This window comes from Beduini massiliensis (assembly GCF_000829905.1).
Classification (GTDB): Bacteria; Bacillota_I; Bacilli_A; order Erysipelotrichales; family Coprobacillaceae; genus Beduini; species Beduini massiliensis.
The window spans coordinates 365,145-385,798 of the sequence record NZ_CDPP01000004.1; the positions used below are offsets into that span (position 1 = coordinate 365,145).

General features: G+C 36.5%; 20 protein-coding genes. 7 read left to right on the top strand and 13 right to left on the bottom strand.

Features of this window, described 5'->3' with window-relative positions:
* Positions 1-6: 6 nt before the first annotated feature.
* The 7 genes from BN1225_RS05580 to BN1225_RS05610 all read right to left on the bottom strand — a co-directional run bounded on the left by BN1225_RS05580 (position 7) and on the right by BN1225_RS05610 (position 8,385).
* The gene (locus tag BN1225_RS05580) at positions 7-441 is read right to left on the bottom strand and encodes a MarR family winged helix-turn-helix transcriptional regulator (protein ID WP_052466374.1); all 435 of its coding nucleotides are present in this window, start codon (positions 439-441) and stop codon (positions 7-9) included.
* A 116-nt stretch (positions 442-557) separates the two neighbouring features.
* A complete protein-coding gene (locus tag BN1225_RS05585) occupies positions 558-2,576 on the bottom strand; it encodes an FtsX-like permease family protein (protein WP_041138807.1) in 2,019 nt (672 codons plus the stop codon).
* Positions 2,566-3,333, bottom strand: a complete 768-nt coding sequence (locus BN1225_RS05590) for an ABC transporter ATP-binding protein (protein WP_041138808.1) — start codon at positions 3,331-3,333, stop codon at positions 2,566-2,568. The genes BN1225_RS05585 and BN1225_RS05590 overlap by 11 nt, the downstream gene beginning before the upstream one ends.
* A 79-nt stretch (positions 3,334-3,412) precedes the next feature.
* Positions 3,413-4,423: a sensor histidine kinase gene (locus tag BN1225_RS05595; RefSeq protein WP_041138809.1), complete on the bottom strand. Its 1,011-nt coding sequence runs from the start codon at positions 4,421-4,423 to the stop codon at positions 3,413-3,415.
* A complete protein-coding gene (locus tag BN1225_RS05600; protein WP_041138810.1) occupies positions 4,420-5,082 on the bottom strand; it encodes a response regulator transcription factor in 663 nt (220 codons plus the stop codon). The genes BN1225_RS05595 and BN1225_RS05600 overlap by 4 nt, the downstream gene beginning before the upstream one ends.
* 48 nt (positions 5,083-5,130) lie before the next feature.
* Positions 5,131-6,561 carry an MATE family efflux transporter gene (locus BN1225_RS05605; RefSeq protein ID WP_041138811.1) on the bottom strand — a complete coding sequence of 477 codons (1,431 nt, stop codon included), beginning with the start codon at positions 6,559-6,561 and terminating at the stop codon, positions 5,131-5,133.
* 174 nt (positions 6,562-6,735) lie between these two features.
* The gene (locus tag BN1225_RS05610; RefSeq protein ID WP_041138812.1) at positions 6,736-8,385 is read right to left on the bottom strand and encodes a carbon starvation CstA family protein; all 1,650 of its coding nucleotides are present in this window, start codon (positions 8,383-8,385) and stop codon (positions 6,736-6,738) included.
* Between the two features lie 180 nt (positions 8,386-8,565).
* Between BN1225_RS05610 and BN1225_RS05615 the strand changes: the two genes are divergently transcribed.
* Both BN1225_RS05615 and BN1225_RS05620 read left to right on the top strand, forming a co-directional pair.
* The gene (locus BN1225_RS05615; RefSeq protein ID WP_041138813.1) at positions 8,566-9,234 is read left to right on the top strand and encodes a uracil-DNA glycosylase; all 669 of its coding nucleotides are present in this window, start codon (positions 8,566-8,568) and stop codon (positions 9,232-9,234) included.
* A 4-nt stretch (positions 9,235-9,238) separates the two neighbouring features.
* Positions 9,239-9,652 carry a peptide deformylase gene (locus BN1225_RS05620; RefSeq protein WP_041138814.1) on the top strand — a complete coding sequence of 138 codons (414 nt, stop codon included), beginning with the start codon at positions 9,239-9,241 and terminating at the stop codon, positions 9,650-9,652.
* A gap of 22 nt (positions 9,653-9,674) precedes the next feature.
* Here BN1225_RS05620 and BN1225_RS05625 read toward each other — a convergent pair whose 3' ends face one another.
* The gene (locus tag BN1225_RS05625) at positions 9,675-10,547 is read right to left on the bottom strand and encodes a methionyl aminopeptidase (protein WP_041138815.1); all 873 of its coding nucleotides are present in this window, start codon (positions 10,545-10,547) and stop codon (positions 9,675-9,677) included.
* Positions 10,548-10,680: 133 nt separating this feature from the next.
* Here BN1225_RS05625 and BN1225_RS05630 point away from each other — a divergent pair, with 133 nt between their 5' ends.
* Genes BN1225_RS05630 through BN1225_RS15040 form a run of 3 tightly spaced genes read left to right on the top strand, consistent with a single transcriptional unit; the run spans position 10,681 to position 13,156 of the window.
* Positions 10,681-11,391, top strand: coding sequence for an ABC transporter ATP-binding protein (locus BN1225_RS05630; protein ID WP_041138816.1), 711 nt, complete (start codon positions 10,681-10,683; stop codon positions 11,389-11,391).
* On the top strand, positions 11,384-12,970 hold the full coding sequence (locus BN1225_RS05635) for a hypothetical protein (RefSeq protein ID WP_041138817.1): 1,587 nt from the start codon (positions 11,384-11,386) through the stop codon (positions 12,968-12,970). Before BN1225_RS05630 ends, BN1225_RS05635 begins: the two co-directional genes overlap by 8 nt.
* Before the next feature lie 51 nt (positions 12,971-13,021).
* Positions 13,022-13,156, top strand: a complete 135-nt coding sequence (locus tag BN1225_RS15040) for a hypothetical protein (protein WP_278247260.1) — start codon at positions 13,022-13,024, stop codon at positions 13,154-13,156.
* A gap of 38 nt (positions 13,157-13,194) precedes the next feature.
* On the opposite strand, the gene BN1225_RS05640 is transcribed toward BN1225_RS15040, so the two are convergent.
* From BN1225_RS05640 to BN1225_RS05650, 3 genes are all read right to left on the bottom strand, one after another.
* Positions 13,195-15,177 (bottom strand): penicillin-binding transpeptidase domain-containing protein, encoded by a 1,983-nt coding sequence (locus BN1225_RS05640; RefSeq protein ID WP_041138818.1) that lies wholly within the window; start codon positions 15,175-15,177, stop codon positions 13,195-13,197.
* A 108-nt stretch (positions 15,178-15,285) separates the two neighbouring features.
* Positions 15,286-16,767, bottom strand: a complete 1,482-nt coding sequence (locus tag BN1225_RS05645) for a 6-phospho-beta-glucosidase (RefSeq protein WP_041138819.1) — start codon at positions 16,765-16,767, stop codon at positions 15,286-15,288.
* 1 nt (position 16,768) lies between these two features.
* A complete protein-coding gene (locus BN1225_RS05650; protein ID WP_041138820.1) occupies positions 16,769-17,266 on the bottom strand; it encodes a GNAT family N-acetyltransferase in 498 nt (165 codons plus the stop codon).
* Between the two features lie 289 nt (positions 17,267-17,555).
* On the opposite strand from BN1225_RS05650, the gene BN1225_RS05655 reads away from it, so the two are divergent.
* Positions 17,556-18,392, top strand: a complete 837-nt coding sequence (locus BN1225_RS05655) for a histidinol-phosphatase HisJ family protein (protein WP_443984281.1) — start codon at positions 17,556-17,558, stop codon at positions 18,390-18,392.
* Positions 18,392-18,922, top strand: coding sequence for a cysteine hydrolase family protein (locus BN1225_RS05660; RefSeq protein WP_041138821.1), 531 nt, complete (start codon positions 18,392-18,394; stop codon positions 18,920-18,922). Before BN1225_RS05655 ends, BN1225_RS05660 begins: the two co-directional genes overlap by 1 nt.
* A 91-nt stretch (positions 18,923-19,013) precedes the next feature.
* Here BN1225_RS05660 and BN1225_RS05665 read toward each other — a convergent pair whose 3' ends face one another.
* Both BN1225_RS05665 and BN1225_RS05670 read right to left on the bottom strand, forming a co-directional pair.
* Positions 19,014-19,553 carry a methylated-DNA--[protein]-cysteine S-methyltransferase gene (locus tag BN1225_RS05665; RefSeq protein WP_041138822.1) on the bottom strand — a complete coding sequence of 180 codons (540 nt, stop codon included), beginning with the start codon at positions 19,551-19,553 and terminating at the stop codon, positions 19,014-19,016.
* A 202-nt stretch (positions 19,554-19,755) separates the two neighbouring features.
* Complete coding sequence (locus BN1225_RS05670; RefSeq protein ID WP_041138823.1) at positions 19,756-20,631, bottom strand: Rgg/GadR/MutR family transcriptional regulator; 876 nt, start codon at positions 20,629-20,631, stop codon at positions 19,756-19,758.
* Positions 20,632-20,654 lie beyond the last annotated feature (23 nt).

Sequence of the window (20,654 nt, forward strand, 5' to 3'; positions counted from 1 at the left end):
TACGCTCTACTCTTCCAACGTCTCCAAACCAGCTAGCAATTTAGACAAGATCTCATTGACCTGCGATAATTCCTGTTGGTCGATCTTTGAAAACAATGCTTCTTTTAATTGAGTGATTTCTTCATCACAGCCATGACTTGCCTCTATTCCCTTTTCTGTAATATAGATTAGGTTGCAGCGACCGTCTGCCGTTGATTTTTTTCTAATCACAAATCCATTTCTTTCCATACGGTTTAATGAGGTTGTGATTGAGGCTTTGGCGACATTGATCTTTGCTGCCAACTCATTTTGAGTTAGGCCGGGTGTTTCTTCCAATGCCATTAAAATATGGTGCTGTCCGCGATAGATGCCATACTTATGACATATTTTATGTAACAGATATTCATGCTTTCGCATTAATAACCCAAATAATTTAATATGATCATTTTTAGCCTGTTCCACTTTTTTGCCACCTCTTTATGTGTGTTGACTTTTGTCTAAACCCATTATAGCAAATTATTGAGTATTCGCCAAACAAAATTGCCTTAGACAAATGAAAAGTCATATTTCTATGACTTTTACACCATGCTGTCTTCTTTTATAATCGAACGGCTGCCCAAATAAGTAATCACAAAGTAGCTGCCATAAATCATGATAATAAATATTGCCGTAATAGCAATCGGTGCCAGCATATCATTTTGATTAAATAAGGCTAAAAGCTTATTGGCCACCTGAATACCAAAGATAGAATGAATACAAGCTAAGCTTAACGGCATCGCAAAGAAGATTCCGATTTGTACAAACAAAGAATGATTAATCATCCGCTCGCTCGTTCCGATCTTTCTTAATATCTTATAGCGTTCTACGTTATCCGAACTTTCTGATAATTGTTTTAATGCCAAGATAGCAGCTCCGGAAATTAGGAAAATAATACCTAAATACAACCCAATGAATACAAAGAGAGCCGTTAATCCGGTCGCATTTTCCGCCATAGCAATACGTGAATATACCGTATAAGCTAAATCACCGTTTTCTTCGAGGGTTCTAAATCTTTCTTCCATCAATTTTGTATGTTCTTGATCGCCTGCATAGTCAGCATTAAAATGCATCGCTCTAAGTTCCATATTCATTACAAACTGATCGGGGACAACAATGATTCCCATATTCATATGAGATGCAGAATTGACCACAAAACCATAAATACAATGATCATACTTCGGTACTAATGACTGACCGTTAATTGTAATCGGAGTTCCTTTAGAAAGAGATTTATCTCGTAAGTTCTTCATATTGTCATAATCACAGATAGCCGCATATTGGTTATTTGCTAATTCGATTTGTTCATTCCCGAATTGTTTAGCAATCTTATTGTAGTCGCTGACACTCATGAACGTTTCTTCTGCATCATCTAACTGCAAGTAAGGGAAACTGTCATGAATTTCATCAACGATGGGTGCCAATGAATCTTTCATATACACATTGGCATTATACACATTCGCAAACGTATATTCGGAAAAGTCTGCAGAAGTAATGTCCACCTTGTTTAATACATCAAATACATCGGATTCATTTCCCTGAATCCCTTCATTCATTGACACATAAGATGTAATCGACACATCAACCGGATTCAAATCTCTTAAATCTTTCTTAATGGTTTCATTGATGGCAAACGCTGTTGACAATATACAAATGGTAAAGAACTGAAGCAAACAAATAATGCTGATTGAAACAACAGTGGTATTGATCGTGGCATTCATCTGACGTAAAACAAAGCAGTTTAATCCTTTTAAATAATGTCCCTTGTTCATTTGAACGACACGTAAAATAAATCCTGATAAAGAATAAAACAATAAGAAGGTGCCTACACAACCAACTAAAATCATTTGACCTAACAGTTCAATCTGTGATCCGTTAAAAACTTGAGTCACTTGATAATATGCAAATGCCAGCATCCCCACAGATACTAAGAATAATAAAACACAAATTCCTAAATTTTTAGTTTTGATACTTTCATTTTTACGATGAGCCTGAAGCAGATCGATTAATTGATAACGACCTATAGAAATCATATTGAACACCATGACGATTAAATAGATAATGCCAAAATATAAAATAGACTTAAATGTCGCTGCACTTGAATAAACAAACTGATAATGGCTCATATCGGCACTAAACATTTTTGCTACAATAATAGAAGTCAACTGAGAAGCAAAGATTCCAATGATCAATCCAATCACCAATGACAACAGCCCGATTAAAATCGTTTCGACTAAAAGGATAACGGAAATATTTTTCTTTCCCATTCCTAATGTCATATAGACACCAAACTCTTTTTTACGTCGCTTAATTAAAAAGTTATTGGCATAAACAATTAAGAACCCTAAAATAATGGAGACAAAGACTGAAACATAATTAATCATTTCTGTAATCAGTGCGACAATTTCACGTGTATCATTGCTGATACTTAACATCGCCTGCTGGGATTCCAATGAGTTAAACACATAGAAGACCGCTACCCCTAACACAAGGGTCATGAAATAAATCATGTAGTCTTTAATGCTTTTTCGCATATTGCGAATCGATAGTTTAAATAACATCGTTCAATTCACCACCTAATAGGGTTACTACTTCGATGATCTTATCAAAGAATTCCTTACGCGAGTCATTTCCTCTGACAAGTTCATTAAAGATTTCCCCATCTTTAATAAAGATGATACGATGCGCATAGCTGGCACTAAAGGCATCATGCGTTACCATTAAGATTGTTGCGTCTAAACTTCGGTTCAGATCTTCAAAACTTTCCAAAAGCATGCGAGCGGATTTTGAGTCCAATGCTCCGGTTGGTTCATCGGCTAAGATTAATTTAGGGTTGGAAATGATTGCACGGGCACTTGCTACCCTTTGCTTTTGTCCGCCTGATAATTGATAAGGATATTTATTTAAAATTTCTTCGATTCCTAATCGCTGTGCGACTTCTTTTACACGATTTTGTATTAAAGAAGCATTTACTTTTTGGATCGTTAAGGCTAAAGCGATATTTTCATAAGCGGTTAATGTATCTAACAGATTAAAGTCTTGAAAGATAAAGCCTAATTCTTCACGGCGAAACTTGATCAGCTGTGATTTTTTCATTTTAGTAATATCTTTACCGTTAATCATAATGCTTCCTGCCGAAACCCGATCAATTGTAGAGATACAGTTTAGTAAGGTTGTTTTCCCTGACCCGGAAGCTCCCATGATTCCAACAAATTCCCCTTTTGAAATAGAGAAACTGATCTGGTTGATTGCTTTGGTCAGATTTCCTTTATTCCCATAATATTTTTCTATTTTATTGACTTGTAAAACTTGTTCCATAATGATTGCTCCTTCCTTTTTACACCTATATTCTACCCATCTTACTGTATAGGAGCCATCGATTAGGCTTACAGTTATCTTACATTTTTGTCATATTGCCAACGGGGAAGATCATCGTCAGCATCGTATATTTATCTTTAATCGACTCGATTTTTAAATCCAGACCGATTCGTTCACACAACTTTTTAGAAAGATATAACCCTAAACCGGTTGCTTTTTTATTATCTCGCTGATTACTCCCGGTAAACCCTTTTTCAAAGACACGATTCAGATCCTGCGGTAATATTCCACAGCCGTTGTCTTTGATCATCAAACGTATTTGGTTGGCATACATCAATGAATCGATCGATACGACTGCATCGGGTTTATCTGCATATTTGATCGCATTCCCAATAATTTGATGCAAAATAAATTCAACCCACTTAGGATCACTGTACACGATTTGATCCAAGTGTTTTAATTCTATTTTGATATTGCGGTTAATAAAATCTGTTTTGTTGCGTTTAATCACATTATTAACTGCCTGTTTAAGATTCATTTCTTTGATCGTAAAATCCTTTTCAACATCTGAGCTGCGGGCATAAAACAAAGCTTGTTCAACATAGTTTTCCACCTTGTGCAATTCTTCGTTAATATTGCGGGTAACCGGTGTCGGATTATTTTCAATAATCATCTTGCTGGTCGCAATAGGGGTTTTGACTTCATGAATCCATAATTCAATATATTCTTTATATTCTCTGCTGATATTTTGATAGCGGTTCACTTTCGCTATCATGGAACTCTCCATCGTATACAGCACTTCTTTATATAGGCGTTGAAGCTGGTCTGATCCTTTTTCCAATACTTCTGGCAGCAAATATTTTTGATCGAGCTGTTCCAAGTGTTTAAACAGGAGATGAAAATAGCGTTCCTGTTTTTTATAATCCAAATACAAACAAAGCAGATACCCTCCCATCAAGGAAATACCTAAATACAAATGGATAAATAAACGAACAGAAGCAATCATCAGAAAAATTTCAATCGTAAAGATGACAAAAGCCATAATCAGTAAGTGGAGCATGTGTTCGTAAAGATAAGTGCGCCACTTCATTCTAAAATATACCCATAACCACGTCTTGTCGTGATAATGTCCTTTAAGCCGATATCTTCTAGTTTACGGCGTAATCGATTAATATTCACAGTCAATGTATTGTCATCTACAAATAACTCACTGTCCCACAGATAAGACATGATTTCTTCTCTTGAAACAATTGTCCCCTGACGATTCAGCAGGCAATATAAAATTTTAAACTCATTCTTGGTAAGTTCAAGTTCCTGATGGCCTCTTTCGATCGTATAACGGCTTAAATCCAATGTGAAATCACGGTAGTTAAGCTGATTGACAATCGGCTGGCTTCTTTTTAAAACTGCTTGAATACGGGCTAATAAGATCTGCGTATTAAACGGTTTTGTCACAAAATCATCTGCTCCATAGTTCATACTGATTAATTCATCCAGTTCATTATTCTTACTTGTGATAACGATAATCGGCAGTTCTGATGTTTTGCGAACTTCTTTACAAAGAAACTGCCCGTCATGATGAGGAAGATTGATATCCAATAAAACCAAATCACTGTGGCTTTCTAATATACTGTTGAGCGGGTCACTAAAATCCTTCAGATATTCTGCTTGATACCCTTGCCGGTTTAAAAATATTTTGAGTTCATTTGCTAATTTTTCATCGTCTTCTACGATTAAGATTTTTTTCATATGTTCCACCTCTTTATTAGTCTACCATAAAAAATAAAAAACTGAACGTTATTGTTCAGTTTCATGTGCTAATGCTGTTTTGGATAAATGTTTGCGATAGAAACGGACAAACATCAAAGTGGTAATCAATGAGGCTAATGTATCCGATACCGGTTCTGCAAAGTAGATAGCAAAAACCTTTCCGGCATGTTGAACTAAGTCAGCGACAGGCTGTGCCAAATTCATCGCAATAGAGCTGTTTCCCATCACGATTGGAAGTACATAGATTAACGGAATCAACAAGAAAACTTTTCGGGTTAAGGCCATGACTAATGAAATCTTGGCTTGACCCAACGCCATGAAAGACTGTTGACAGGCATTTTGTGCTCCCATTACCATTCCACCGCATACATAGATTCGCAATGCCCAGCTGGCAAAGCGAATCGTCGTTGGATCACTGGTAAAAATAGAGACTAACGGTGTGGCAAAAATGATAAATAATCCACCAAAAGTAAAAGATAACCCTAAACAACATTTGAACGTAAGTTTAAACGTCTGACGAACACGCTCATAGTTTTTAGCGCCATAGTTATAACTCATAATCGGCTGCGCCCCTTGACATAACCCCATCATCGGCATCGATATAAACTGCCAGATACTATTTAAGATTGCCATGCTGGCTACCGCTAGAGTACCACCGTAAACCGATAGCTGATTAATAAAAGAAATCTGCAATAAACTCTCTGTTGATGCCATCACAAAAGGAGAGACTCCCAATGAAACGATTGGGATCAGTACTTTTAACTTAGGGATAATATATTGCTTGCGAATTTTGATCGTACTGTTCTTAGAAAATAAGAATTGCAGTACCCATAAAGCGGATACCCCTTGAGAGATAATGGTCGCTAATGCTGCCCCTTTTACCCCCAAACCAAAACCAAAGATGAACACAGGATCTAAGGTAATATTAATAATAGCGCCAATTAATACAGTAGACATCCCGATTTTCGCAAATCCCTGTGTATTGATATAAGCATTCATTCCAAAAGCAATCTGAACAAATACTGTCCCTAAAGCATAAATGGTAATATACTCAGATGCCGGCTTTAAGGTTTCATTGCTGGCGCCAAATAATGTGAGCAGAGGCGTTTGAAATAATAAAATAGTTATCGTAATCACTACTCCGGAAATAATCAATGCGGAAAAACTGTTCGTCATGATTTCTTCGGCACCATCATGATTCTTTTCACCGAGTTTAATGGCACAAAGTGGTGCTCCCCCAACTCCAACCAACTGTGTAAATGCCATGATTAATGTGACTAGTGGCAAAGCGGTACTTAACCCTGCCATTGCAATCGTACTATCCGCCATTTTTCCAATAAAAATACGGTCAACGATGTTATATAAAACATTCACTAATTGGGCAATGATAGACGGAACCGCTAAACTAAAAAGCAGCTTTCCGATCCTTCCCGTTGCCAAATTATTTCTTGAACTCATTACCTATTCCTCCTTATCATACAAAATGCGATTATATCACTCTTATCCACATTTTCTCCATAATTTTATAATAATGAAAAAGGGTTGATTTTCAGAACATTTTGATTCCTTTTTTCTAGTATGCCCGTCTGTGTTATCTTTCAAAACAAAAAAGGAACTTGAACTAAGTCCCTATTAAGCCTCCTGCAGTTTCTTAAAATTAGAAAATGCCACGACAGCGCCCAATACCACAAGCAATACGGCAAAGACCAGCTGTAATCCCTGTGTCATCAAATCAATACTTCCGGTTGTCATCCATGCCATGACAATACCATAAATCGATTGTCCCAAAGATGTAAAAGTCACTACTAGCATGATACACATCGGAATCCAAAGCATAAAGCCTTTTCTTCTAGTTGTTTTTAAGAATACAGATAAAGAGATTAAGACTAATGCGGACAATAACTGATTGCTGGCTCCAAACAATGGCCAAATATTATTATAACCGCCTAAAGCCAGTAAATATCCGATGACTAGCGTAATGATGGTGGCAGCATATTTATTCTTAAAGATCTTCGCTAAGCCTTTTTCGTTCCCCCCATTGTCACATAGTTCCTGTAACGACATACGTCCGATACGTGCCACTGAGTCAAGAGAGGTCAAGGCTAAAGCCGATACAGACATTGCCATCAGACACGTTGCAATGTGACTCGGTACCCCAAGTTTTCCTAAGAATCCGGAAACCCCAGTCGAAAATAATTGGAATGGTGTTCCTTTTGGCAAAGCTCCCCCGCTTGCTAAAGAAGAAACCACGACAAGAGCTAAAACAGCTAATAAAGCTTCTAAAAGCATTGCCCCAAAGCCAACCATCTTCATATCTTTTTCATTGCTGATCTGCTTCGAAGAAGTACCGCTGGATACCAAAGAATGAAATCCCGAAACAGCCCCACAGGCAATCGTGACAAACAAGGTTGGAAATAAGAACTTCCCATCCACCACAAAGCCGGTAAACGCCGGTAAATCCATAGTAGGATTTGCCGCAAAAACCCCAACTAATGCCCCTAAAATCATTCCCACTAATAAGAAAGTCGTCAGATAATCACGCGGCTGCATCAACAGCCACATCGGTAAAATAGAAGCTAAGAACAAATAACCAATGATAATAAAGATCCAGAAACTGCGATCCACACACATTGGAAATAAGATTCCCAAAGCAATCATGGCAATTAATAAGATAACCCCGATAATAAATTCTGTGATTTGTGAAGGCTTTTTATATTTAATAAACAATCCAAACACGATAGCGACAACAATAAATAACATCGATATTGAAGCAGTTGTCCCGTTGACCGTATTGACTCCCCCATTAGCATCAATACCATCAAAAGTTCCGGCAACAATATCGGTAAAAGCAGCAATGACGATCAAAGTGAATAACCAGCAAAAGACCAGGAACATTTTCTTTCCGGTTTTGCCAATATACTTTTCAATGATCAGACCCATAGATTTCCCCTCGTTTTTAACCGAAGCGTATAAAGCACCAAAATCATGGACTGCACCAAAAAAGATTCCCCCAACTAAAATCCATAATAGTGCCGGCAGCCAGCCAAACATTAAAGCAATAACTGGTCCTGTGACCGGTCCGGCACCGGCAATAGAAGAAAACTGATGTGCGAATACTACTAATTTAGGAGTAGGTACATAATCTTCTCCATCTTCTTTTTTAAAGGCAGGTGTTTGTGCCTTTGCATCGATCCCCCAAGTTTTTTCCAAGTATCTCCCATACAATAAATAGGCTCCCCCCAGAACGATGATGGCGATCGCCAGTATGATCAAACCATTCATATTTTTCTCTCCCCTCATATTATATATGAACATTTATTAGATTAAACCTAAAAACATTATTAGTCAATCGTCTTTTAGATAAATATTGTAATATTTTAAAAGTAAACGCTAACATTTTTAAAACATTTTAAGAAACTTTGGTTTATGTTATAATAAAAAGGAAATATAAGGGGGAATACCATGACATTCAAAGAAATAATTGAACATGAAAAACAAAAAAACTACTATCTGGAACTTAAAAAGAAGATTGACCAAGAATATGCGACACAGACGGTTTATCCTCCCAGACAAGAAATATTCAGAAGTTTAAATCTTACCTCTTTTGATGATGTGAAAGTGGTGATTGTCGGTCAAGATCCCTATCATGAACCGGGACAGGCAAACGGATTGGCTTTTTCGGTACATGCCAACATTACCGTCCCTCCCAGTCTCGTCAATATCTATAAGGAGTGTCACGATGATTTAGGCTGCTACATCCCGAATCATGGCGATCTGACCGCTTGGGCTAAACAAGGGGTTCTGCTTTTGAATAATGTCTTGACAGTACGTGCTCACCAAGCAAATTCTCACCGTGGTTTAGGTTGGGAACAATTAACCTTGAATATCATCCGCTACTTAAATCAACGTGAAAAACCGTTAGTCTTTATCTTATGGGGAAAGAATGCACAGGAAAAGATTCAATATATTGATACGTCCAAACATTTAATCATCAAAAGTTCGCATCCTTCTCCTTATTCAGCTAATTATGGCTTCTTTGGTTCCAAACCGTTCTCTAAAGCCAATGCCTTTTTGGTGCAGCATCAAATAGAGCCAATCGACTGGCAGATCAAAAACTTGGAGAGAAGGTAAAACGATGATTCGAGAAATAATAAAAGACCCATTGCTGCTTAATAAAAAATCGACAGACGCGACTTATGAAGATAGATGGATCGCGCAAGATCTCTTGGATACCTTGAATGCCCATCACGAACATTGTGTGGGCATGGCTGCCAATATGATTGGCGAATTAAAAAATATTATCATTATTGCCGATCAAAGCGGTCCTTTTGTCATGTATAACCCTCAGATTATTAAAACAACGGGATTCCCTTATACTATCCAAGAGGGCTGCCTTTCTCATCAAGGAACCAAAGAAACATTACGTTATCCTCAAATCAAAGTAGCGTATTTAGATGATGCTTTCAAAAAGAAAATCAAGACTTTTTATGATTATACCGCTCAGATCATCCAACATGAGATTGATCATTGCAACGGTATCCTCATATAAAAAAATCGGGATGTCCCGATTTTTATTTTGAAATAATTTCTACGCCCTCTTCTGTCACTAATAAGGTGTGTTCCCATTGTGCAGATAAAGAGCCATCATCTGTATACGCTGTCCAATCATTATCTTCTTTCAAGTGAATCTCTTTTTTCCCGGCATTTATCATAGGTTCAATGGTAAAGACCATTCCCGGCACTAATACTTCTGTCGGTTCATTCGGTTTAAAATGAAACACGTAAGGATCTTCATGCATAGATAATCCTACTCCATGACCGCAGAATTCACGTACCACACTATATCCGTTTGCTTCCGCAAATTCCTGAATAGCAGCACCAATATCACCTACACAGCTTTCCCATGGCTTTACACTTTCAATTCCTTTATACAAACAAAGGCGTGTAATCTCCACAAGTTCCTTTGCTTCTTTGGAGACATTGCCAATCATAAACATTCTTGAAGCATCTGCAAAATAACCATTCAAATCGGTAGTCGCATCAACATTAATAATATCGCCCTCTTTTAACACCACATCTTTAGAGGGAATCCCATGGCACACCTCATCATTAACAGAAGTACAGATGCTTTTAGGATATCCTTGATAGTTAAGGTCAGCAGAGCGAGCATGATGCTTAGCAAGATAAACATTCGTCATCTGGTCAATCTCTTCTGTCGTCATGCCTGCTTTAATATGTGCTTCAATATGATCCAACAATCCGTTATTAACGATTGCCGCCTGACGAATGCCTTCGATTTGTTCCTCATTTTTTATCATTTTTCTAGTAGGGATCTTGTATCCCTGCTTTTTTAATTGTTCCAGCTTTGCATCAAATTCTAAATGACATTTCTTATATTTCTTATTGCTGCCACACCAGCATGTATCATTACGAGATAATTTCATTTCCATCCTTCTTTCTTATATCAGTATATCATGTTCACAATTCTAATCCAAATATCTTGACATATTAATTTTTATATTCTACTATGTATTTAGATATTTAGACAATCATCTAAATATATAAGGGGGTACATTTATGTTACAAATTAAAAACTTAACAAAGAAGTTTGGAGACAAGATCGCGGTGAACCACTTAAATCTCACTGTTGACAGTGGCGATATCTATGGTTTTATCGGACACAATGGTGCCGGTAAGACGACTACAATTAAAGCCGTTACCGGAATCAGTCATTTTGATGAAGGAGAAATCTTGATCGATGGTAAATCAATTCAGTCTCAGCCCATCGAGTGTAAGAAAATGATGGCTTATATTCCAGATAATCCCGATCTTTACGAGCATTTAACAGGTATCCAATATCTAAATTTCATTGCTGATGTTTATCAGGTTGACAGTGAAAAAAGATTTCAATTGATCGATAAATACTCCACTCAATTTGAAATCAAACAAAATCTTGGTGATTTAGTCTCATCATATTCACATGGGATGAAACAAAAATTAGCTATTATCTCTGCTTTAGTCCATCAGCCAAAACTATTGATTCTTGATGAACCGTTTGTTGGTTTAGACCCTAAAGCAAGTTTAACACTTAAAAAGATCATGCATGAATTATGTTTGGAAGGAACAGCAATTTTCTTTTCCACACACGTTTTGGAAGTCGCGGAAAAATTATGTAATAAAGTAGCAATCATTAAGGCCGGTGAACTGCTTGCCTGCGGAGATATGGAAGAAGTTAAAGGAAACAGCAGTTTGGAAAATGTATTTATGGAGCTGACGGATCATGAATAACTTAGGTTTATTGCTTAAAATCAATCTCCTTCATCTTTTTAACTTAAATGCTTTGCTACATGAAAAAAACACAAAAAATAAATTAAAGTTATTTGGCTTTGGCTTCACACTTTTCATTGCCGCAGCGGTCATTACCGTATATGCTTATATGTATTTCTATGCGATGGCACCCATTCTTTATCAAACCGGAACAATGGATTTATTACTAGGTGCTATGATGGCGATTGCATCCATGATCATTATGTTTACTTCTATCTATAAAGTAGTTGGAATGGTCATCAACTGTAAGGACTACGATCTGTTAAGTGCTTTGCCGATTTCTAATAAAACGATCATGATCAGTAAATGGGCAATGCTTTATGCAACCAATTTGATCGTCACTTTGCTTGTCATGATTCCTGCTCTCATTGTTTATATTCAGTTTATATCGGTTCCATTTACGTTTTATATTCTTTATTTCCTATTTGCTTTCTTAGTTCCGTTAATCCCTCTAGTTATTGGATGTATTGTCGGCATTGTTATTCAATATGTATCCAGCTTTTTCAGAAGCAAAAATTTAATTTCAATTTTCTTAACTTTTATCTTAGTATTAGGGATTATTTATTTATCATTTTCTATACAAACAAAAGAACAGCTGATGGATATTGGAACAATGATAACGAATGCACTCAATCATCTTTATCCGTTGACAGGTATGTTTATTCAAGCATTGGCGCATAATAACTGGGCAATGGCGGCCTTGTTTATCGCCATGAATATTGTAATCTTTACTATCTTCATTTGGTTTGTTTCAAAACAATATCAAACCTTAAACAGTTTAGTGAAAAAACATAATACTGTGTCACATTATCAGTTGGAAGAAACAAAATCTTCTTCTGTCTTTATGACATTATTCAAAAAAGAAGTGAAACGTTATTTCTCATCTACAATCTATGTAACCAATACAGCGATGGGAATCGTCCTGCAGACGGTTGGGGTTGTATTCCTAGCAATTAAAGGGATCGACGGTCTTGAGCAAATGCTGGCAATTCCGGGAATTACGGAGATGCTCAGTGGTATTTTACCATTATTTATCTGTGCTACGATTGGTCTTGGCTCTACTACTGCATCCAGTATTTCAATCGAGGGTGACCAATTATGGATTATCAAATCCTTACCAATCGATGCAATGACCATCTTTAAAGCAAAAATGGGAGTCAATATGATTATCACGATTCCTTTATGCTTAATCAATATTGGGATTCTGGGATTTTTCTTCCGTTTACCTATTCTGCAAATTCTCTTTACCGCTGTTTTAGCGATTGTCTGCATCTTATTCTTCTCTATGTTTGGATTGATTATCAATCTCAACTTTCCGGTGTTTGACTGGGTAAATGAAGTTCAGATCGTAAAACAAAGTGTGTCCAGCTTCATCTCAATCTTCGGTGGTCTGGCAGCCATCATTATTCCCGGTTATTTATTTATTCGTACCGGAAACATGATGATCTTATATGGCTTTTTAGGCGTGATGATCATTCTTGTAATGGCTTCTTATTTCTACTTAAAAACGGTAGGAACAAAGATTTTTAATCAATTATAACGTATAACTCTCCGACAAGATCGCATATTAAAAAGGTAAAGGAGAATGGATATGAGTAAAAAACACAAGAAGAACCAACAAAGTCAGTCTCAAATTCAAAATGAACAGTCTTCATTTAAAGATTATAAGGATGACTTGGTCAATCACAGTGACAAGTATCGTAATGATTCTGCCGCAGAAGCATAGACCTTTACCAAAAAACATCGGGAAATTCCCCGATGTTTTTATTTTAATGTTTCAAATATTGCTTTAACTTTCTGCACCGCTAACAAGCTTCCCCCTTGTTCTTTTGCATTTTCACACATCAATGCCATCACAAGTGATTGATCCCCGTTGTCACTAAAACCAATGAACCAACCTAATTCATTCTCTCCTACTTCTGCTGTTCCGGTTTTTCCGCCAATGTTCATGCCTTCAATATAAGCATCACTGCCGGATACACCTTTCGTTTCTACAGAAGCAATCAAATCCTCTTTGATGATTTCAGCGTTCTCTTTAGAAATAACGTTTTCTTTCCATACACTTTGATCAGAATTAATTTCTAAATAAGGTTTCATCATCTTCCCACCATTTAAAAAGGCGGAATAAATACTCGCTAAATGCAGTGGTGAAATCAAGATATCCCCTTGTCCGTACCCACTGTTTGCCAACGTGACTTGATCTTTCATATTGCTTCCATAGGTTGACGCTGCAAAATCAAATCCGGCACTAAAACTTTCATTAAATCCTAAGGCATCTAACCCACTGGTATAAGCATCTGTTCCTAATCGACAAGCTACTTTTGCAAAATAGGTATTATCAGAATAAATCAAGGCATTCTTTAAATTCACTTCATCGCCATAATCGGTCACAGTCGTCACAAAATAATTTCCCCAACTGCTGTCTTTCTGCCATTTCAAGCCATCCTCTTTACCTAAGTTTTCACTTGCTGTCATCGTTTTATTTTCCAAACCTAATAAAGCAGTCACAGATTTAAACGTAGAACCGGGAACATACGTACTGGTAAAACGATTGATTAACGGCTTTTGACTATCATTGTTCAACGCATCCCATTGGGTATTGGTAAGTCCGGCAATAAAATCATTGGGATCATATGAAGGCGCGCTGACTAATGCCATAATTTCCCCGGTAAATGGATGAATGGCACTCGCTGTTCCCGAATCTTTTCCAAACTGTTGATACATCGTAGCTTGCAGGTTGGCATCTATCGTTAAGGTGACATCTTTTCCGTCTTCTACTTTCTTTGATTTAATCGTTGATTTTGTATTTCCATCCTGATCAATAATCGAAATAACACAGCCATTGCTTCCACGCAGTTCATCTTCATAAATATACTCTGCTCCGGTCTTACCGATAACACTGTTAGCTGTATAGCCTTTTCCCTTATTCTCCTTTAATTCCTCAGCCGTGATGCTTTGAACATATCCGGTCAAGATGCCTGCCGCATTTTTATAAGGGTATGTACGAATCGTCGTGGTGTTGATCTGTACACCGCTGATTTCCAACACTTGATTTTCTAAGGCTTCATCCAATACCATTGTTTTAATCGGTACAAAATAATCATCTTGTACCCAAGAAGCGTTCAATGCCGTATTTATTGTTTCCTCACTGATATTCAGTAATTCTGATAACTTTTTGATTGAGGCTTCTTTATCGTTTAATTTTCCGGGAACCAAACCAATCTCATCTGCTTCACCCTGTGTAGCCAAAGCATTATGATGACGATCATATATACTTCCGCGTTTTGCCTCTGTATTTTCTACATTAATCTTATCGTTTACTGTTAGATCCGGGAAAATTAATTTTGACCACCAATCAATTTTATAGGTCCCCCCTTCGGATATAAGATCCATCGTATTATTAAACTGAATCTCTCCGGCATCACTTTGCATTGTGGTCTGATAAGTGACTGATTTCCCTTTCTCTCCTTTTGCCACCTCATCGATTGTAATCACGATATCTGTTGCGCCGATACCTTCATAAATATTCTGATTACGCTTAATGAAAGTTTCCTCGTCAATGGCTTCCTGAGACTCTTTCGTAATCATCGAATACATTTTTTCATACTCACCGTTATTTAATGCTTCTACATAAGATAAGATAATCTTTTTAGGATCTGGTTTATTAAAAAATAAAAAATATCCGGCGGTCAAAAGAATAACCACTGCAACACCGCCGCCAATGATTGCTAATTTCTTTTTATCCAAACTGCTCCCTCCCTTTTTTATCATTGTAACATTTAGATAAAATGAATGCTATGGGTAATCTGTGTGATTTATAAAAAAAGAACCATTGATTATCAATGGTTCCATCTATTAATCGTTGCTCAAATCTTCTCCATTTGTAGCAATCACCTTTTTATACCAGTCAAATGATTTTTTCTTTTCTCTTGAATAATCTCCGCTGCCATCATCAAATTTATTGACATAAATAAATCCGTAACGTTTTGCCATTTCACCTGTTGAAGCGGAAACTAAATCGATACATCCCCAAGGTGTATAACCGATTAAATCAACACCATCTTCATCGATTGCTTTCTTCATTTCCGCAATATGATCAGCTAAGTATTGGATACGGTAATCATCATTGATAGAACCGTCTTCTTCTTTTTGATCATGTGCACCTAATCCGTTTTCAACAATCATCAATGGTAATTGATAACGATCATATAGGTAGTCCAAAGCTAAACGAAGCCCTACTGGATCGATCTGCCATCCCCAATCACTTGCTTGCAAGTATGGGTTTTTGATTCCGGTAATCATGTTTCCTTCTGCTTCTTCCTTCATCTTTGGATCTGCTGAAGCTACACTTGACATATAATAAGAGAACGCAATATAATCCACAGTTCCTTTTCTGAGCACTTCTTCATCTTCCGCTTCTGTCTTTAACTGCACACCTAAACGTTCATATTCTTTTAGTTTATATGATGGATAGTACCCACGGCATTGAACATCTCCATAGAAATAAACGCCATTAAATTTCTTCCATGTTTCCAAAACATCATCAGGATTGCAAGTATATGGATAAGTTGGTCCGTATCCTAACATACATCCGATCATGAAATCAGGATTGATATCATGTCCCATGATTACCGCTTTGGCACTGGCCACTAATTGATGGTGAGCCGCCTGTGCAATGACTTGAGGATCATTAGATGCTACTCCGGCAGCCATCCAGCCCCCAAAACCAAGACAGTTAATTTCATTGAAAGTCATCCAATATTTAACTTTATTTTTATATCGGTTAAAGATTGTTTCACAGTAACGTTCAAAACATGCCACTGTTCTGCGATCTGCCCAAGCATTCCATTTATTTGATAAAGCTAATGGTGTCTCATAATGTGAGATAGTCACTACTGGTTCAATCCCATATTTTAAACATTCATCAAAAACATCATCATAAAATTTCAAGCCTTCTTCATTAGGCACTGCATCATCTCCGTTAGGGAAAATTCTTGCCCATGCAATCGACATTCTATAACATTTAAAGCCCATTTCGGCAAATAAAGCAATATCTTCTTTATAATGATGATAGAAATCAATTCCATCATGATTAGGATATAGATACCCTTCATGACACTCAAATTTTGCCCCTTCAGGTACTTCGCCTAAACCAAACATTTGTTCCGCTTTTTTTGTTCCGTCTGGCAATGTAAACGTTATTAATCGAGGGCTTGTATGTGTTCCGTTTGTCACAACGTCATCTGTGGTCAGCCCTTTTCCGCCTTCCTGCCATCCTCCTTCTAATTGATTGGCAGCTGTTGCGCCACCCCATAAAAATCCTTTTGGAAATCCCATTTTAAATTCCTCCTTTTTTTATTTCCTTTTCAAATATATAACTGCCATTTTCCAAATCTTTGGGATCTTTTATCTTAATCAGATGAAATCCACATTTATTAATATAAAAATGATGATTGCGACGTGAATAAATCGGTGTTTCCGTACACCATTTTACGGTTTTTGGATACATTGCTTCAATTTTATTCCATACTTGTAATCCCAACCCACTATCTTGTAATATCGGATCAAGGAAGATCAACCCCAAAGTATTGATATGCGTATCTTCATTAATCCATAAGATAACGCCGCCGATTATTTGGTTGTTTCTTACTATTTTATAAGAAGTAGAATGAGGATCGAGCCCCCAAGTTCTCAGAAACTCTCCGTTATCATATCCGGTAGGACCACCGTTTTTTCCAAGGTGCATCATACTGTCATGATTAAATGAGCGGGTCATGATCGCTGTCATTTCAGGAATATCTTCTTTACTAAACGGTTCAAATATAAAATCAGCCATTTTCTTCCTCCTTGCTCATCTGAATATCAAAAGCAATTCGTTAATTCTTATTTATAACTTAACTGCTGCTTCAATCCATTAAATTCTTTGAAAATCTTTCCTATTTTCTCCTCCTATCCGTAATCTCTAACTATTATTATACCGCTTTCATTTTCTATCTCAGAAAATTTTCACACATTGAAATTAGCTTAGTAAATAAACAATTTGTTGTAATTTTATTTACCAGTATCGAAAATAGCCTGTATTCTCCATTATTTAAGTTATAATAACCTCATAACAGGAGGAAAAGATGATGATAGCAGATTACCATATGCATACTTACTACAGTGATGATTCCCAATACGAGATGGAAGAAGCTGTGAAAAAAGCGATTAGTCTTGGATTACATGAAATTTGTTTTACCGATCATGTCGACTACGGAATTAAGCTTGAACATGATGATTATATGCGTCTGAGTGACGAAGAAAGAAAAAACAAGGTCGCTAATGTCGATTATGAACATTATTTTGAAGAAATTCATCATTTGCAAGAAAAATATAAAGATCAGATAACGATTAAACAAGGAATGGAATTTGGCATTCAAACCCATACGATTCCTGCCTTTTCGACACTATTTAATGCCTATGATTTTGATTTTATTATTTTATCTTGTCATCAAGTGGAAGATAAGGAATTTTGGACACAGGATTTTCAAAAAGGCAGATCCCAACAAGACTATAATGAGCGTTATTATCAAGAGATATTAAATGTAATTAAAGTATATAAAGATTACAGTGTCCTAGGTCATTTAGATTTATTAAAGCGTTACGACTTGGAGGGAGAATATCCTTTTGAAAAAACAAAAGACATTATTACCAAGATTCTTAAAATAGTGATTGAGGATGGAAAAGGCATTGAAATCAATACATCAAGTTTCTATTATGGATTAAAAGATTTGATGCCTTCAAAAAATATACTGAAACTGTATTATGAACTTGGTGGAACAATTTTAACGATTGGTTCAGATTCTCATAAGGAAGAACAAGTCGGAGCTCATATTAAGGAAATACAAGAAGAATTAAAAAAGATTGGTTTTAAACAAATCTGTACATTTGATAAGATGAAACCGATCTTCCATGATCTATAATGAAGAAAAAATTTGCTCTGATTATTGTAGATGTACAAACTGATTTGATTCTTTCTCACCCTTATCAAAAAGATACCTTGATTTATCAAACTCAACAATTATTAAAAAAAGTTCGGAACCACTCGACGGATATTGTTTATATTCGTCATAATGACAAAAGAGGTACTCCATTAGAAAAAGGAACCTCCGGCTGGCAGATTTATTCTGAGGTTGCCCCCGCAGCAAATGAATGGATTATCGATAAGCAATATAACAGTGCCTTTAAAAATACTGCTTTGCATACCTATCTGCAAAGCAAATCTATTACTGATTTGGTGATCGTCGGATTACAGACCGAATACTGCATTGATGCCACGATTAAGGTTGCCTTTGAACTGGGCTATGATGTCCATGTTCCTCACCAAATGACTTCTACATTTGATAATCGTTTCCTTTCCGCTAAAGATCTGATTGATTATTTTGAGACAAAAATATGGAATGATCGTTACGCCAAAGTGTGTTCTTTTGAAGAAGCGCTCAACTATTTATAAAACAAAAAGAAGACGAGAACAGCGTGTTCTCGTCTTTATCAAGAGTGCAAATAACACTCACTATAATAGGAGGCCATACTGTCTCCTTTTATTATAGAGCTGTTCCTGTTTTTGGTACAAAATAAGCTTTAGTATCAATCCCTTCGAGTTCCAGCAGTTTTATCTTCTTGTCGATTCCTCCGGCATAACCGGTTAAACTGCCATTTGTTCCCACTACACGATGACAAGGAATGATAATAGAGATAGGATTATGGCCAATTGCATTTCCAACTGCCTGTGCAGACATTGTTTTTTTATTTAAACGTTTTGCCGCCTCCTTCGCAATATCCCCATAAGTCGCCACTTGACCATAAGGAATCTGACATAAAATATCCCAGATTATCTGTCTAAAATCAGACCCTTTGGGCTTTAATGAAAGGAAAGCGATATCAGGTCTTTTCCCCGCAAAATAGTCATCCAGCCATTGCTTAGTCTGATGAAAAACAGGCAGATTTTCATTTTCAACCGGTTCCTCTTTCAGCGTCCCTAAAAAATACTTTTGTCCGACAATCCATAATCCTACTAAACTTTCATCTTCTGCCACAAGCAGGAGATTTCCCACTGCTGACGGATAATTGGTCTTATATATCATGATCCATGCCTCCTTTTTAACCTCTCTTTAAACTTTACCATATTTTAATCACTTTTTTTACTTATTGTTGAGATTTAGAAAAGATTATATATTTATATATAAAAACCACTAAAGATATTGTCTCAATCCCACTTCCGGCAAAAAACTTATTTGTATGATGTAAAACGTATCTTCATGCAATGAGTTATAAAGAAGAGACATTCTATTTTTTCTTTAACAGCAGTAATCCTTGATCAATCTGCTCAATCATCTGATTGTGTTTCGTCAAACGATAGACTTGCTTTGCTTTTTCTATTTCCTCTAATCCTTGCTTTGTTTTTCCTATCGCATATAAATAAAAGCCTTCTAAAAACAACAAAAGAACCCGCCATGTCAGCATTTCTTCTTCTTTTGTTAAAGCATACAAACGATCCAATGCTTTTCTGGCATAATCAAACTGAGCGGTATAGATTAGATGAAACAAGTTGTTTGCCAGCAAATGAGCAAGATATACTGAAAAATCAGAATGATGCTTATATTTTTCCAAAGATTTCCATGCTCGTAAAAAAAGATCGGTCCGAACCTCTGTATCACCAAAAAGAAAACTCATATTAGAAAAAAGACGAAATTCTTTAAATGTCCAAGTTTCAATGTCAAAAAGATAACGTTGAATGACTTGTTTTGCCCATTGATACTCTTTTGACGTCTCACAACAGGGACTAAAATACAGCATATTTAAAGCTGATGCCTGTGCATATTCTATTTTACTTAACAGTGTATTTTTAGCTTTCCATGATGCATACAAGGTTCTTACCATGTCATCTGCGTAAGTTTGATTGGCTTTAAACTTCTGTGCGTCTATGTTATACAATAAACCATCGCTTTTCGTGTCACCATAATCATGATGAATCATCATCAGTTCATCCACCGATACCATCAAACGCTGTAATATTTGAAGCATAACAGAAAATTTAATATCATAGTTTCCTTTTTCAAAATCAATAGCGTATGACTTGCTTAGGATTCCTGTATAAATTTCTTTTTGACTGAATCCCTTGCTGAGCCGTATCTTTCTTATTGTACATCCATATTTTTCCATAATGCCCCCCTGTTCTTATTATA